Annotated in this window: 11 protein-coding genes; 6 read left to right on the top strand and 5 right to left on the bottom strand. The window is 65.5% G+C overall.

Annotated elements, in window-relative coordinates; translation table 11 throughout:
* From cobN to NJ69_RS09070, 3 genes are all read left to right on the top strand, one after another.
* Window positions 1-3750 (top strand): cobaltochelatase subunit CobN, encoded by a 3750-nt coding sequence (gene cobN, locus NJ69_RS09080; RefSeq protein WP_039578272.1) that lies wholly within the window; start codon window positions 1-3, stop codon window positions 3748-3750.
* A gap of 1 nt (window position 3751) precedes the next feature.
* Entirely contained in the window at window positions 3752-4750 is a 999-nt protein-coding gene (locus NJ69_RS09075) for an ATP-binding protein (protein WP_039578270.1), read from the top strand.
* A 101-nt stretch (window positions 4751-4851) separates the two neighbouring features.
* A complete protein-coding gene (locus NJ69_RS09070) occupies window positions 4852-5415 on the top strand; it encodes a vWA domain-containing protein (RefSeq protein ID WP_039578267.1) in 564 nt (187 codons plus the stop codon).
* Window positions 5416-5523: 108 nt separating this feature from the next.
* Here NJ69_RS09070 and NJ69_RS09065 read toward each other — a convergent pair whose 3' ends face one another.
* On the bottom strand, window positions 5524-5790 hold the full coding sequence (locus tag NJ69_RS09065) for a hypothetical protein (protein ID WP_029613301.1): 267 nt from the start codon (window positions 5788-5790) through the stop codon (window positions 5524-5526).
* A gap of 334 nt (window positions 5791-6124) precedes the next feature.
* Here NJ69_RS09065 and NJ69_RS09060 point away from each other — a divergent pair, with 334 nt between their 5' ends.
* Window positions 6125-7450 (top strand): sigma-54 dependent transcriptional regulator, encoded by a 1326-nt coding sequence (locus tag NJ69_RS09060; protein ID WP_039578264.1) that lies wholly within the window; start codon window positions 6125-6127, stop codon window positions 7448-7450.
* Window positions 7451-7476: 26 nt separating this feature from the next.
* Here NJ69_RS09060 and NJ69_RS09055 read toward each other — a convergent pair whose 3' ends face one another.
* Window positions 7477-9681, bottom strand: a complete 2205-nt coding sequence (locus tag NJ69_RS09055) for an LTA synthase family protein (protein WP_039578262.1) — start codon at window positions 9679-9681, stop codon at window positions 7477-7479.
* Between the two features lie 196 nt (window positions 9682-9877).
* On the opposite strand from NJ69_RS09055, the gene NJ69_RS09050 reads away from it, so the two are divergent.
* Window positions 9878-10324: a GNAT family N-acetyltransferase gene (locus NJ69_RS09050; protein WP_039578259.1), complete on the top strand. Its 447-nt coding sequence runs from the start codon at window positions 9878-9880 to the stop codon at window positions 10322-10324.
* A gap of 469 nt (window positions 10325-10793) precedes the next feature.
* Here the strand turns inward: NJ69_RS09050 and NJ69_RS09040 are convergent, their stop codons facing one another.
* Genes NJ69_RS09040 through NJ69_RS09030 form a run of 3 tightly spaced genes read right to left on the bottom strand, consistent with a single transcriptional unit; the run spans window position 10794 to window position 12808 of the window.
* Window positions 10794-11180 (bottom strand): cupin domain-containing protein, encoded by a 387-nt coding sequence (locus NJ69_RS09040; protein WP_039578255.1) that lies wholly within the window; start codon window positions 11178-11180, stop codon window positions 10794-10796.
* Window positions 11181-11210: 30 nt separating this feature from the next.
* Window positions 11211-12077, bottom strand: coding sequence for an AraC family transcriptional regulator (locus NJ69_RS09035; protein WP_039578254.1), 867 nt, complete (start codon window positions 12075-12077; stop codon window positions 11211-11213).
* Window positions 12074-12808, bottom strand: coding sequence for a carbon-nitrogen hydrolase family protein (locus tag NJ69_RS09030; protein WP_039578251.1), 735 nt, complete (start codon window positions 12806-12808; stop codon window positions 12074-12076). Before NJ69_RS09030 ends, NJ69_RS09035 begins: the two co-directional genes overlap by 4 nt.
* Before the next feature lie 187 nt (window positions 12809-12995).
* Here NJ69_RS09030 and NJ69_RS09025 point away from each other — a divergent pair, with 187 nt between their 5' ends.
* Entirely contained in the window at window positions 12996-13979 is a 984-nt protein-coding gene (locus NJ69_RS09025) for a TauD/TfdA family dioxygenase (RefSeq protein ID WP_039578249.1), read from the top strand.
* Window positions 13980-14091 lie beyond the last annotated feature (112 nt).

Here is a 14091-nt window from a genome sequence, read left to right as displayed (position 1 = left end):
ATGCACCTGCTGCGGACCCAGCCCGGCGGCTTCGTGCCGGACGACAGCATTGCCGACCTCGGCCAGACCCCCGCCGACCTGGTGATTCTCTGCAGCGGTGATTCCCACCTGGCGCTGCTCGCCGACACCGCCGAGCAGTTGCCGGACGACTTTCCCAGCCTGCGCCTGGCCAATCCCATGCAGGTGCAGAACCATGCCTCGGTGGACCTCTACTTCGATCAGGTGCTGCGCCACGCCAAGGTGATCCTGCTGTCGCTGCACGGCGGCGTCGGCTACTGGCGCTATGGCGTGGAGCAACTGGTCGAACTGGCCGCCCGCGGTGTGCAACTGATTCTCGTACCAGGCGACGACCGACCCGACCCCGAGCTGACCCGCCTGGGCACGGTGCCCGACGCTCAGGCCGAGCGGCTCTGGCACTTTCTGCGCCAGGGCGGTCGGGCCAATGCCCTGAACCTGTTCAAGTGCCTGGCCAACCAATGGTTGGGCCGCGACTACAGCTGGGACGCGCCGCAGCCGCTGCCGCGGACCAGCGTCTACCATCCCGACAAACCCGCCGCGCAGTTGCAGGACTGGTATGGCCACTGGCAGCCCGAGCAGCCGGTCGCCCCGATCCTGTTCTACCGCTCGCACCTGCAGGCGGCCAATACCGGTTTCATCGACGTGTTCTGCCAGCGCTTGCAAGCCGCCGGGTTGAATCCGTTGCCGATCGCGGTTGCCAGCCTCAAGGAAATGGCGTGCCTGGAGCAGGTCGAAGCCTGGCTCGATGAGGTCGGCGCCGAGGTGGTGATCAACACCACCGGTTTTGCCCTGTCCAGTCCCGAGCGCCCCAACCTGCGACCGCTGCGCCGCGACGTGCCGGTGTTGCAGGCTATCTGCGCCCAGGACAATCAGCCCGGCTGGGAAGCCAGCGAGCAGGGCTTGGGGGCGCGCGACCTGGCGATGCATATCGTGCTGCCGGAGCTCGATGGGCGCATCATCACGCGTCCCGTGAGCTTCAAGGACCTGGCCTGGCGCAGCGAACGCAGCCAGTCCGATGTGGTGTGCTACAAGGCTCATCCCGAGCGCATGGATTTCGTCGCCGAACTGGCGCGGCGCTGGGTCGAGTTGGCGCGCCTGCCCAATGCGCAAAAGCGCGTGGCGTTGGTGCTGGCCAATTACCCCACCCGTGACGGCCGGATCGGCAACGGCGTCGGTCTGGACACGCCAGGTGCGGCCCTGAACATCCTCAAGGCCCTGCACGCCCAGGGCTATCCGGTGGCTGACCTGCCGTCGACCGGCACCGCACTGATCCACCGCCTGCTTGGCGGCGTGACCAACGACCTGGACCACCTCGACCAGCGCCCGTGTGCCCAGAGCCTGGCCCTGGACGACTATCTGGCGGCCTTTGCCCACCTGCCCGAAGCCAACCAGCGAGCAGTACGCGAGCGCTGGGGCGCACCCGAGCAGGACCCCATGTTCCGCAGCGGGCGGATGATGGTGGCGGGACTGCGCCTGGGCCTGACCTTCGTTGGAATCCAGCCGGCGCGCGGCTACCAGGTGGACCCCAGCGCGGTCTACCACGATCCGGACCTGGTGCCCCCGCATGGCTACCTGGCGTTCTATTTCTGGTTGCGCACGGTCTACGCTGCCGATGCGCTGATCCACGTCGGCAAGCATGGCAACCTGGAATGGCTGCCCGGCAAGGGCGTCGGCCTGTCCGCCGAGTGCTGGCCGGATGCGCTGCTCGGCCCGTTGCCGAACATCTATCCATTCATCGTCAACGACCCAGGCGAGGGCGCCCAGGCCAAGCGCCGGACCCAGGCGGTGATCATCGATCACCTGATGCCACCGTTGACCCGCGCCGAAACCTACGGGCCTTTGCGCCATTTGGAGCAACTGGCCGACGAATACTATGAAGCGCAGTTGCTCGACCCACGGCGAGCCCGCGAGCTTCAGCGCGACATCGTCGAGTTGGTGAAGGCCAACCACATTGACCGCGACCTGCAGCTCGAAGGTCAACTGGACGATGCTGCGGTGTGGCTGCCGCGCCTGGACACCTACCTGTGCGACCTCAAGGAATCGCAGATTCGCGACGGCCTGCACGTGTTCGGCCAGTCGCCCCAGGGTCGCCTGCGCAGCGACACGCTGCTGGCGTTGCTGCGGGTCGACCGTGGCGACGGTCGCGACGGCAATGCCAGCCTGTTGCGGGCGTTGGCGCGGGCGCTGCAACTGGACTTCGATCCGTTGGATTGCGACCTGGGTCAGGCCTGGGACGGACCACGTCCGGCGCTGCTGCAGGACGTGGTGACGAGTGCCTGGCGCACCCAGGGCGACACCCGCGAGCGTCTGGAGCTGCTTGCCCTGGCGTTGATCGAAGCGCGCCAGCGCGCGCCCGATACCCCGAGCTGGCAGGGTGTGCAGGCGGTGCTGCATGCGCTGCACGAGCAGGTCGCACCGAGCCTGGATGCCTGTGGCGATGCCGAGATCGACGGCCTGCTGGCGGCCCTGGCCGGGCGCTTCGTGCCTGCCGGGCCGAGTGGTGCGCCAAGTCGAGGGCGTCTGGATGTGCTGCCCACCGGGCGCAACTTCTATACCGTGGATGTGCGCAACCTGCCCACCACCACGGCCTGGAGGCTGGGCTTCGCCTCGGCCAACCTGATTCTGGAGCGTCACCTGCAAGAGCATGGCGATCACCTGCGCCAGTTGGGCTTGTCGGTGTGGGGGACGGCGACCATGCGTACCGGCGGCGACGATATCGCCCAGGCCATGGCCCTGATGGGCGTGCGACCGGTGTGGGCCACGGGCAGCCAGCGGGTCGATGACTTCGAGATCCTGCCGCTGAGTGTGCTCGACCGGCCACGGGTGGATGTGACCTTGCGCGTCTCCGGGTTTTTCCGCGATGCCTTCGGCAATCTCATCCGCCTCTTCGACGCGGCGGTGCAAGCGGTGGCGGCACTGGACGAGCCGGACGACCTCAACCCGCTGGCGGCTCGCGTTCGTGCCGAGCGTGAAACCCTATTGGCGCAAGGCATGGCCGCCGAACAGGCGCAGCGCCAGGCCGGCTGGCGGGTGTTCGGTGCCAAACCCGGCGCCTATGGTGCTGGGGTGCAGAACGCCATCGACGGGCGCCTGTGGCAGGCCCGCGCGGACCTCGCCGAGGTCTACCTCAACCATGGCGGCTATGCCTATGGCGGCGCCGACGAGGGGACTCCGGCACGCGCCCAGTTCGCCCAGCGCCTGGGCCAGGTCCAGGCGGTAGTGCAGAACCAGGACAACCATGAGCATGACCTGCTCGACTCCAACGACTACTACCAGTTCCAGGGCGGCATGCTGGCGGCTGCCGAAACCCTGGCGCAGCAGACCGTGGCCAGTTACCACGGCGATCACAGCCAGGTCGATCGACCGCGCATCCGCACCCTGAAAGAAGAGCTGAACCGGGTGATCCGCGCCCGAGCGCTGAACCCCAAGTGGATCGACGGGGTCAAGCGTCATGGCTACAAGGGCGCCTTCGAGTTGGCCGCGACCGTGGACAACCTGTTCGCCTTCGACGCCACCACGCATCTGATCGACGATCACCATTACCAGGCGCTGGCCGATGCCTATGTGCTCGATCCTGGTACCCGCGATTTCATGCGCCAACATAACCCGCATGCCCTGCATGACCTGACCGAACGCCTGCTCGAAGCCCAGCAGCGCGGTTTGTGGCAGGCGCCGGGCGACTACCGCGAAGCCCTCGAGCAGCACTTGCTCGACGGTGAGGAACACGCCTGAGATGAGCGAACCTATGCAGTTTCCGCTGGCCGCCGTGGTCGGCGCCGACGACCTCAAGTTGGCCCTGTGCCTGACGGCCATCGATCCGAAGATCGGCGGTGTGCTGATCGAAGGCCCACGTGGCATGGCCAAGAGCACCTTGGCCCGAGGGCTGGCCGACCTGCTGGGTGACGGCCCTTTCGTGACCCTGCCGCTGGGCGCCACCGAGGAGCGCCTGGTCGGCACCCTCGATCTGGACGCCGCGCTGGGCCAGGGCCAGGCGCGCTTCTCGCCGGGGGTGCTGGCCCACGCCGACGGCGGCGTGCTCTATGTGGACGAGGTCAACCTGTTGCCTGACCCGCTGGTGGACCTGTTGCTGGATGTGGCCGCCAGCGGCACCAACCGCATCGAACGCGACGGCATTTCCCACCGCCATGCGGCGCGCTTCGTGTTGATCGGCACCATGAATCCCGAAGAAGGCGAGCTGCGTCCGCAGTTGCTCGACCGTTTCGGCCTGAACATTGCCCTGGAAGGGGTGCCGGCGCCGGCTGAGCGGCAGCAGATCATCCGCCGCCGCCTGGCCTTCGACAGCGACCCGCAGGCGTTCTGTGCGCAGTGGGCTCGGGCTCAGGCGCAGTTGCGCGATCGCTGCCGCGCGGCGCGCGAGCGTCTGTCCGACATTGCCCTGGACGACCAGACGCTGGCCTGGATCACCGAGCGCTGCTTCGCGGCGGGCGTCGATGGTCTGCGTGCCGACCTGGTCTGGCTGCGTGCCGCGCGTGCCCATGCCGTCTGGCGCGGCGCCGAGGCCATCGCCGAGGAGGACGTGGAGGCGGTGGCCGAATTTGCCCTGCGCCATCGCCGTCGTCAGACCCCGTCGCCGGAGAACGAAACACCGCCTTCGACAGGCAGTTCGGCAGCGCCGGGGCAGGGCGGTCAGGGCGATTGGGGAGCGTTGGCGGCGCAACCGGTGGCGGCCGAGGCGCGGCGTGAGGTGCCGAACTGGGCAAAAAAGCCCTGAGCATCCGCGCCCGCGTCGCTGCGGTCGCGGATGCCAGCCCGCGCAGCGACAAGCGCGTCGGTGCCAACCGTGGGCGCGCCCAGGCGGCTTCGCGCGGCCGTGTGGCGTGGGTGCCGACCTTGCTCAAAGGCAAGCCGCAGCGGCTCGACCAACTGTGTTGGCAGCAGCGCCTTGGGCAGGCGCCGCAGTTGTGGCTGGTGATCGTCGACGCCTCGGCCTCGACGCGCCGTCATCGCGCGTTGGCCCAGGCTAAAGGTTTGCTGGAGAGTTTCTTCGACCATGCCTACCGCCAGCGTGCACGTCTGACCCTGCTGACCGCCAGTGGCAACGCACCGCGCTGGCAACGCCATGGCCTGAAAGCGTCCGCCGCGTTGCAGCCGTGGCTGCGTGAGCTGGGCGCCGGTGGCGGCACGCCGCTGCTGGCGGCGCTGGAGCAGGCACGGCAATGGTTGCAGCGCCGCGCCAAAGCCTATCCGCACGAGGTGCAGCGTTGCCTGGTGCTCACCGATGGCCGTCTGCAGCGCTGGCAAGCCCTCGCGCCCTGGCCATGCCCGTGCGAGTTGGTGGATATCGAGATGACGCCGGTGCGTCTGGGTCGCGCACGACAACTCGCCGCGCAACTAAAAGCGAACTATCAGCATATCGAGCAGTTCAAGCTGTGTTGAACAATAGACCGGCGCGGCAATAAACCGCACCGTTTTAAAGTTGCCAGCCAGGCCATTGAAAGTTGCCCGCCTGACACAGGTCGATGTCAGGCGGGCGGATAACACGGGTTACTTGGGCATCGACCAGGGTTGCAGGTCATAGCCTTTGTGGAACAATTCGGCACGCACTTCCTCGATCAGGTTCACCCATTGCCGGCGGTCGGAATAGATGCGCGAGGACACTTGTTTGCTGCCGATGCGGGTGCTGGTCCGGTCGATCACTGCCAGGCTCAACTCACCAGTACCGTTGGGTGCATCCCAGGCAACGCACTGGAAAGGTTCGAAGGCGTGGTCGGCGATCAGCAGTGCTTCGTTGACACGGAGCGGGGCATTCATGGTTCGGTCTCTCTTTGGTCCCAAACAGCGAAGTGTAAGTCCGCGGTGCGTGAATGTATGAGTGCGTGCAGCGCGGGGTTATGGGTACTGATGCTCCAGGTTGCAGGTGAAGTCACATGACAATGGAAAAATTTTAAACAGCGCCATGTCTGCATCCATGCCGTACGCCGCGTGTGACGACAGTTGTTCAAATAAATTCCCCAGCGCTCTTTTTTGGCGGCCATTGGCAGACCAACGGTAGTGGGCAGCGTCAAGTTCATTGCTACTGTTAATCCGGGCGCCGCAAGTCACTGTTTCTAGTCGGAAAACGGATAATTGGCGCCAAGGATAGGTCATGCCCGAACCCGCCACGCCACGCCGTTTGCTGATCGTCGATCCGTGTGATGAGTGTCATCGCCTGCTACCTGGCCTCAAGAGCGCCGGTTGGGCGGTGCGCAGTTCTACCCTGGGCGCTGCGCTGGAGCATCCCTGCGACATCGGTCTGTTGCGTCTGCAGGCCTCTCACCTGCGTCACCCCGATGCCGTCAAAGACTTGATCAAGCGCAGCAATACCGAATGGATCGCGGTGCTCAGCGCCGAGGAATTGCGTCTGCAAAATGTCGGCGATTTCGTCTGCGAGTGGTTTTTCGACTTCCACACCTTGCCCTTCGACGTATCGCGCGTGCAGGTGACCTTGGGGCGCGCGTTCGGTATGGCGCGCCTGCGCGGCAAACAGACACTGCCGCTGGAGCAGCCCGAGCATGAACTGCTGGGCGAGAGCCGTCCGGTGCGCGAACTGCGCAAGCTGCTCGGCAAGCTGGCGCCGACCGAGTCACCGGTGCTGATCCGTGGCGAAAGTGGCACCGGCAAGGAACTGGTGGCGCGCACGCTGCACCGTCAGTCGCAGCGACACAACAAACCGTTCATTGCCATCAACTGCGGCGCGATCCCTGAACACCTGATCCAGTCCGAGCTGTTCGGACACGAAAAGGGTGCCTTTACCGGTGCCCATCAGCGCAAGGTCGGGCGGATCGAAGCGGCCAATGGCGGCACCCTGTTTCTCGACGAAATTGGCGACCTGCCTCTGGAGCTGCAAGCCAATCTGCTGCGCTTTCTGCAGGAAAAGCACATCGAGCGGGTCGGCGGCAGCCAGCCCATTGCGGTGGATGCGCGGGTGCTGGCAGCCACCCACGTGGACCTGGAGCAGGCGATCGAGCGCGGGCGCTTTCGTGAAGACCTGTACTACCGACTCAACGTCCTCCAAGTGGTGACCGCACCGCTGCGCGAGCGGCATGGTGACCTGTCGATGCTGGCTCATCATTTCTCGCATTTCTACAGCCTGGAAACCGGACGACGGCCGCGTTCGTTCAGCGACAACGCGCTGGCGGCCATGGGCCGGCATGAGTGGCCGGGTAATGTGCGTGAGCTGGCCAACCGAGTCAGGCGCGGGTTGGTGCTGGCCGAGGGCCGGCAGATCGAAGCCCACGACCTGGGCCTGCAAGACCTCGACGATGCGCAGGCGCCGCTGGGCACGTTGGAGGACTACAAGCACCGGGCCGAGCGCCAGGCGCTGTGCGATGTGCTCAACCGGCACAGCGACAACATGAGCATCGCCGCGAAGGTGTTGGGGGTTTCGCGGCCCACGTTCTATCGGTTGTTGCACAAGCACCAGATCCGTTAGCCGTCAATCGCGCGCCGCTCGGTCGATCAGCTCGACTGGGCGATGTGCCCATCGTCCTGCAGCTCTTCGATCACTTCATCTTCGCCGGGCACGGCGGTGATCACGCTGAAATCGCTGACCTCGACTTCGCCGCCACCATAGCCCAGCAGATGGAAGGAAAACGCCTTGCGCTCGATCGGATTGTCGAAACCGAACTCCAGCTCCATGGGCTGATCGGCAGTCACCAGGATTTCCTCGGGCAGGCCCAGCGGTACGTCCTGTTCCTGCTGTTTGGCCTTGAGCTGGATGTGCGCGCGGTGGGCAGGGTCGAGCGAGCGCACCTTGACCCGCACCCGGGTGTGGGTGCCTTCGGGCATCTCCAGGTATTGCGCGCCGATCAGGTTGTCGGCCCAGTCGTCACGAATGTCCTGATTCAGTGCGATCGCTGCCGGCCCGCCGAACTGATAACGCAGGTTCAGTGGCGTGTGCAGCAGCGATTGATCGAGCACCCCGGCCAGCGCGCCGATCTGTCGGCCCAGCGCGCTTTCGCCACGCCCGAGCGGGCGCGCCTGGTCGGCGATGAAACCGTCGCTGGCGTAGCGTCGGCAGCGTTGCTGGAAATCGCACTCACTGAAGGTGCCCTGGCCGTCGTGGTAGCGCAGCAGGCCATTGGTGAAGGAGATCATTTCCCGGCCGCTGTCATAGTCACGCAGCAGCGAGCGCCCGGCCAGCGCGGCGGGGATGGGCAGGGCGAAGTAATCGAGCACCGAAGTGGCCAGGTCGACATGACCGTAGGTGCCTTGCTTGAGGCGAGGCAGGGCTTTGTGCTCGGGCGCCAGGGTCAGGTTGAAGCCCCAGGCCGAGGCCAGGCGCACGCCATCGATGCCGTGCGATTCGTCCGAGGTGACGACCACCAGGGTATCTTCGAGCACGCCTTGGCGTTCGAGGTTGTCGAGGAACTGCCCGAGCGCATCGTCCAGATAGGCCACAGCCGCCTGTTTCGGTGTGTCGTAGCGCTCCAGGTAGTCCTGCGGTGCGGAATAGGGCTGATGAGTACCGACCGTCAACAAGGTGAGCATCCACGGCTGGCGCTGTTTGCGCAGTTCACCGACGTAGCTCAGCGCACCGTCGAAGAAGGCGCGGTCATCCTTGCCCCAAGGGAACTCCAGGTAGTTGGCATTGGTGAACCACTCGACACCGTGCACCGCCTCGAAGCCCACGTGCGGCATGATCCGGTCCTTGGCCATGAAGCGCAGTCCGGCGCCTTGCAGGTAATGAGTGGTGAAGCCGGCCTGGCGCAATTGCGCCGGCAGGCAGGCCTGATTGCGCACGTCTTGAGTAAGCAGTTCGACGCCCTTGGGCGTGCCATTGGCGAGCTTGTCGTAGTCGCCGCAGAGCATGGCGTACAGGCCGCGAATGGTTTGATGGGTGTGCAGGACATAGTCCGGCGTGTTCATCCCGCGTTCGGCCCAGCGGCTGAGATTGGGCATCAGCTCGTCGTCGTAACCGCTGTGCAGGGCCTGCCGATTGGCGCGCAGGTAGGCGCCGGGAATACCTTCGAGGGTGATCAGCAACAGATTGCGCGCTCGACCGGGGGCGTCCAGCAGCCTGTGCCCGTTCAGGTCGCTCTGGGTCAGGCCGGCGCTGGGCAGTGGCGTCACGCTGAGGTCGTGGCCCAACCAGCCTTGGGCCTTGAGCTGCAGGTCGGCGCCAGCGGTGCTGAGCAACTGGTGGGAGAGGCTGTATTGACGCCAAGGGTCGGCGTCCGAGGGCAGCAGGTGCTCGCTGCCCCAGTGGGCGGCGAACAGCACCATTGGCGCCACCCAGGCGGCGTGGGGCAGCGCCGGACGGGGCTGGCGTCGCAGCCGCCAGTGCACGAGCAGCCAGCCAAGGATGCCGGCGCCCAAGGTCCAGGGTAGCCAGGGGTGGGCGAGGGCGCCCGAGGTGGAGTTCTCCATGAATTGCGGGTCGAACAGGTAGGTCAGGTCGCCGCTGTCGGGCAGGCGGCCAACGGCGCTGACCAGTTCTGCCGAGGCCACCAGCAATCCAGCCCAGGCCAGCAGCAGCGGCAGCGCCAGCCACCAGGGGCTGCGTTGCAGGAGCAGCAGCAACAGGCTGCCGAGCGCCAGATCGGAAAGGTAGCCCTGCGGGGCGGACCAGCCCAGGCAGGCGCGGATGGCCAGAGGTAGACCCACCACCAGCAATGCCAGGGCGGCAAGGCGTGCGTGGGGGTGGCCGAGAATCTTGTTCACGAAGCGGGGTTCCTTGCCATGAAGACGTCACAAAAATGTGCTGCATCATACCAGCGCGTCGGGCTCGAAGCCGGCAGTGACAAGGATGGTTACCATTGCGCCACAGGCCCACGGTGATCTTGCACAGCACACCGGCTCGGCTTTCAAGGCGCGTTCTGCTATCAATGGCGATCCATCGCTGCCACGGACGACGACCATGCACATTCGCGCGCTTCTTCCCTCCGACCTGCCCGACGCCAGTGCCGTGTGCCTGGCTGCACTCACCCAGGCCGTCGCCCCTTCGCTGTCGGCGCAAGGCGTGGACACCTTCGCCAAACTGGTGACCGAGCAGGCGCTGGCCGAACGCATGCACGGCGACAACCTGCTGCTGGTGTGCCTCTCGGACGCGACCATCAATGGCGTGGTGGAGCTCAAGGAAGGCCGCCATGTGGCACTGCTGTTCGTCGAGCCAGGCTGCCAGCGTCAAGGCATTGGCCAGCGTTTGATGAGCGCGGCGCTGGCTCACGCGCGCGTTGAGACCGTCACGGTGAATGCCTCACTGCCCTCGGTGCCGGCTTATCGACGTTTCGGCTTCGTGCAGGCCGGGGAGATCGGTGAGCATCTGGGGTTGGTCTATCAGCCTATGGTCAAGTCGTTGTCGTAGGGCTGGGCTAAATGTGGCTTGCTGAAACGGCTGACGTGAAAGGCCGAAGTTGCTTGCCGATTGAGGACGGAGTGGATCGGTAGGGTGCGTGGTGCGATTGCTATCCACCCGCGTATGACGGAGCCTGCATGTCTGACCTTGCTCACCTGATCCTGGCCTTGGCCCTGGGCCTTCTGTTGGACAGACTGCTGCGTCCTGGTGCTTTGCGAACAGCCTTGGCGGCGGCGCTGATAGGTGTCGGCGGACTGGGAGGTGTTCTTGCAGGCCAGACCCACTGGCTAGGTTTGGACTTAGGCCTGTTATCCGTCATGGCGGTGGGAATAGGGGGCGCACTGATGGCGAGGCGGCGCAGGTTCGCCAAGCAAGGGTGAGTTCACTCTCGCGTGAACTCGCCTCCGCGCTCGCCCGGCATCGCGATTGGCAACCGTAACGGTGCTACCGCTCACCGCCACAGTTGCGAAACATCCCCTCAGATCCACACGTCATTCAACGCCGTGCGCTCACCGCCTTCCTGGCCGGTATTCAATACACCCTGCGGCTCGATCATCATCAGCTTGGCCTCGCCTTCGGCCGCCGTTCGGTGCTTCACGCCTTTGGGCACCACATAGAGCTCACCGGCGGCGACGTGCACTGACCGCTCTGGCAGGTCGATGCGCAGGATGCCTTCGAGCACGATGAAGGCTTCGTCGGTTTCGGGGTGCGAATGCCAGATGAATTCGCCTTCGATGCGCACGACCTTGAACTGGTAATCGTTCATCTGCGCCACGACCCTGGGACTCCATTGCTGGTCGATCAGGTCGATTTTGTGCAACAGGTTCACCGGTTGCGTGGCGGATGGATTCTGCGAAGGGGACATGAGCGTTCCTCATTGAATGGAGCGCTTAGCCTAGAGTGGGGAGGTCGGTCGCTTCTTGTACGATCCTGCAACGTGGTGGCTCGCATGCAGCCGCTCCAGCCAGCGCATCGGCGGCACCCCATAACAACGGGTGAAATGCCGGGTCATGTGGCTCTGGTCATGAAAGCCGGCGGCCAGGGCGGCATCGACCAAGCTGAACCCATCGAGGATCAGGCGCCGGACGTTGTCCAGTCGGCGCAGGGTGACGAAGCGGTAGGGGCTGGTGCCGTAGAGCGTGCGAAAGTCCCGCGACAGGCTCCAGCGCTCGCGCCCGCTGGCCTGTTCGAGCATGTCCAAGGTGATGCCCTGGTGCAGGTGTTCGAGAATGAACGCCCGGGCGCGCTCGGCCGACACAAAGTCCAGGCGCTTGCGACCGCGCGGTTTGCCGGCCACGGCGCGCATGGCCATGGCCAGGTCGTACAGCGCATCCTGTTCCTCCAGCGCGTCGAGCGGATGGTCCAGTGCCTGCACGAAGGTTTCGCTGGCCCGGTAGAGACGCGGATCCTCCGACAGCCCGGCGCCAATGAAAGGCAACGGCTCGCCACCGAGCACGTTCTGGATCAGTGCCGGATCGATATAGGCCATGCGATAGCGAAAACCGGCCTCGGTACCGGCCATGCCGTCATGCACCTCGTCCGGGTGCAGCACCAAGGTGTTGCCAGGCAGGCCGTGGCGCAGCGAACCCTTGTAGTGGAAGCTCTGCACACCGGCCAGGGTGCGGCCGATGGAATAGGTGTCGTGGCGGTGCGGGTCGTAGCCATGACTGCCGAACCACGCCTCGATTCGCTCGACGCTGCCGGGTTGAGCCGTGCGAATCACCCAGTCGGCGACGGGAGGCTGGGGGCGCTGACGACTCATGCACACAGTCCCACGATATCCCCTGTCCCAGCCCGCGAGTCGTAGATCACCAGCGCCTCTTCGTCCCCGTCGGCCTGGACAATCAGTTCCCCGCTGGCATCCCACGCCGCCGAACGACCGGCACCGACGTAGTCGGCCGTCGCGCCCACGCAGTTGGCCATGACCACCGCCATGCCGAATGTGCGGGCGATCTCGGGGTAGTGGCTGTAGGCGGCAGCGACACCGCGTGACGACTTGGCCACGCTGGTGAAATACAGCGTCGCACCGGCCGCGGCGGCCTGCTGCGCGTGGCACGACTGCAGCGATTCGTAGCAGATGGCAGGCGCCAGCACCTGGTTGGCGCAGACATAGGTGCGCAGCCCGTGACCTGGCGTGAACACGCTCCGTTCGTCTTCGTGCAGGTGCTGTTTGGTGTACGTGGTACGCGGCCTGTGCGGCTGGAACACGAACAGCGCGATCGCCACACCATGGGCCACGCGCAGAGGCGCGCTGGTGGCAATCAGCAGGCCGAATCGATCGCTCAATGACTGGAACACGTCCAGTCGAGCGTCGTCTGTCTCGATGGCCAGACGCGCGGCGAGCGCGGGCTGGTAGCCGGTCAGTGACAGTTCCGGGAAGAACACCGCCTGCACCTGCGCATCGGCCGCTTGGCGGATCGCCGCGACCTGCCGGGCGATGTTGTGATCGATCAGGCCGCAGGCGCAGGCCATTTGTGCGGCAGCGATTTTCATGGTCACGGCTCTGCAACGGAGGGAACGCGCATCTTACACGCTCCCCAGTCAGTCGCCCCAGGACAGCCAAGGCCGGGAGCACGACTAATTTGCTCCGGGTGCGATCCGTCTCCTACAGCAATACCGATCCGCGGGCCCTGGCGACCTGCGCGAACCTGCCATGAAAGTGTGTACAAGGAGGCCCGTCATGGGTGTTGCCGTGGGATTCAACGTGCGTCCGTTGCTGCCGGCGCAGGGGCGTTTGCCGCTGCTGGTCGAAGCGACCGAGGAGGGCGTCGGGCTGCTGGAGGTGTTCGATGAACTCAAGGCGCTGGTAGACGAGCACCTGCTGCGCGATGGCGGCGTGCTGTTCCGCGGTTTCCAGCTCGACGGCGCCGAAGCGTTCCGCCAGTTCGCCGCGCGCTTCGGCCATCCGCTGCTCAACTACGAGTTCGGCTCCACGCCGCGCACCAACGTGACCCAGGGCGTGTACACCTCCACCGAGTACCCGGCGCACCAGAGCATCCCGCTGCACAACGAGCAGGCCTACTCGCGCGACTGGCCGATGAAGATCTGGTTCTACAGCATGATCGCCGCACGCTCCGGCGGCGAAACGCCGATCGCCGACAGCCGTGAAGTCTACCGCCGCGTGCCGGCGCACATTCGCGAGCGTTTCGTCAGCAAGGGGCTGATGTACGTGCGCAACTTCGGCAACGGCCTGGACGTGTCCTGGGAGCAGGTGTTCGACACCGAGGACCAGGACGAGGTCGAGGCCTACTGCCGCGCCCACGGCATCACCTGCGAATGGAAAGACGACGGTGAACTGCGCACCCGCCAGGTGTGCCAGGCGGTGGCGCGCCACCCCACCACCGGCGACATGGTCTGGTTCAACCAGGCGCACCTGTTCCACATCTCCAACTTGCCGCCAGAGGTGCGCGAAAGCCTGCTGGACATCGTCGATGAAGAGGATTTGCCGCGTAACGTCTACTACGGTGACGGCACGCCCATCGAAGACGAGGTGCTCGCGCAGATCCGCGCCGTGCTGGACGACTGCATGATCAGTTTCCCCTGGCAGGAAGGCGACGTGATGATGCTCGACAACATGCTCGCTGCCCACGCTCGTTCGCCGTTCGAAGGCAGCCGCAAAGTGATCGTGGCCATGGCCGAGGGCCATTCGGCCGACCTGGCCTGAAGCCTGCAATGCCCCTTCGCCCGAGCACTGCGTCTCGGGCGAAGTCGTGTCTGCGCCGGTGTCGCGCAGCCTCGCAAACACGGGTCATTGCTCGCTAAATCAGGCCCTGGGC

It is taken from the genome of Pseudomonas parafulva (assembly GCF_000800255.1).
Classification (GTDB): Bacteria; Pseudomonadota; Gammaproteobacteria; order Pseudomonadales; family Pseudomonadaceae; genus Aquipseudomonas; species Aquipseudomonas boreofloridensis.
This window is presented reverse-complemented; position numbering and strand designations above follow the sequence as displayed.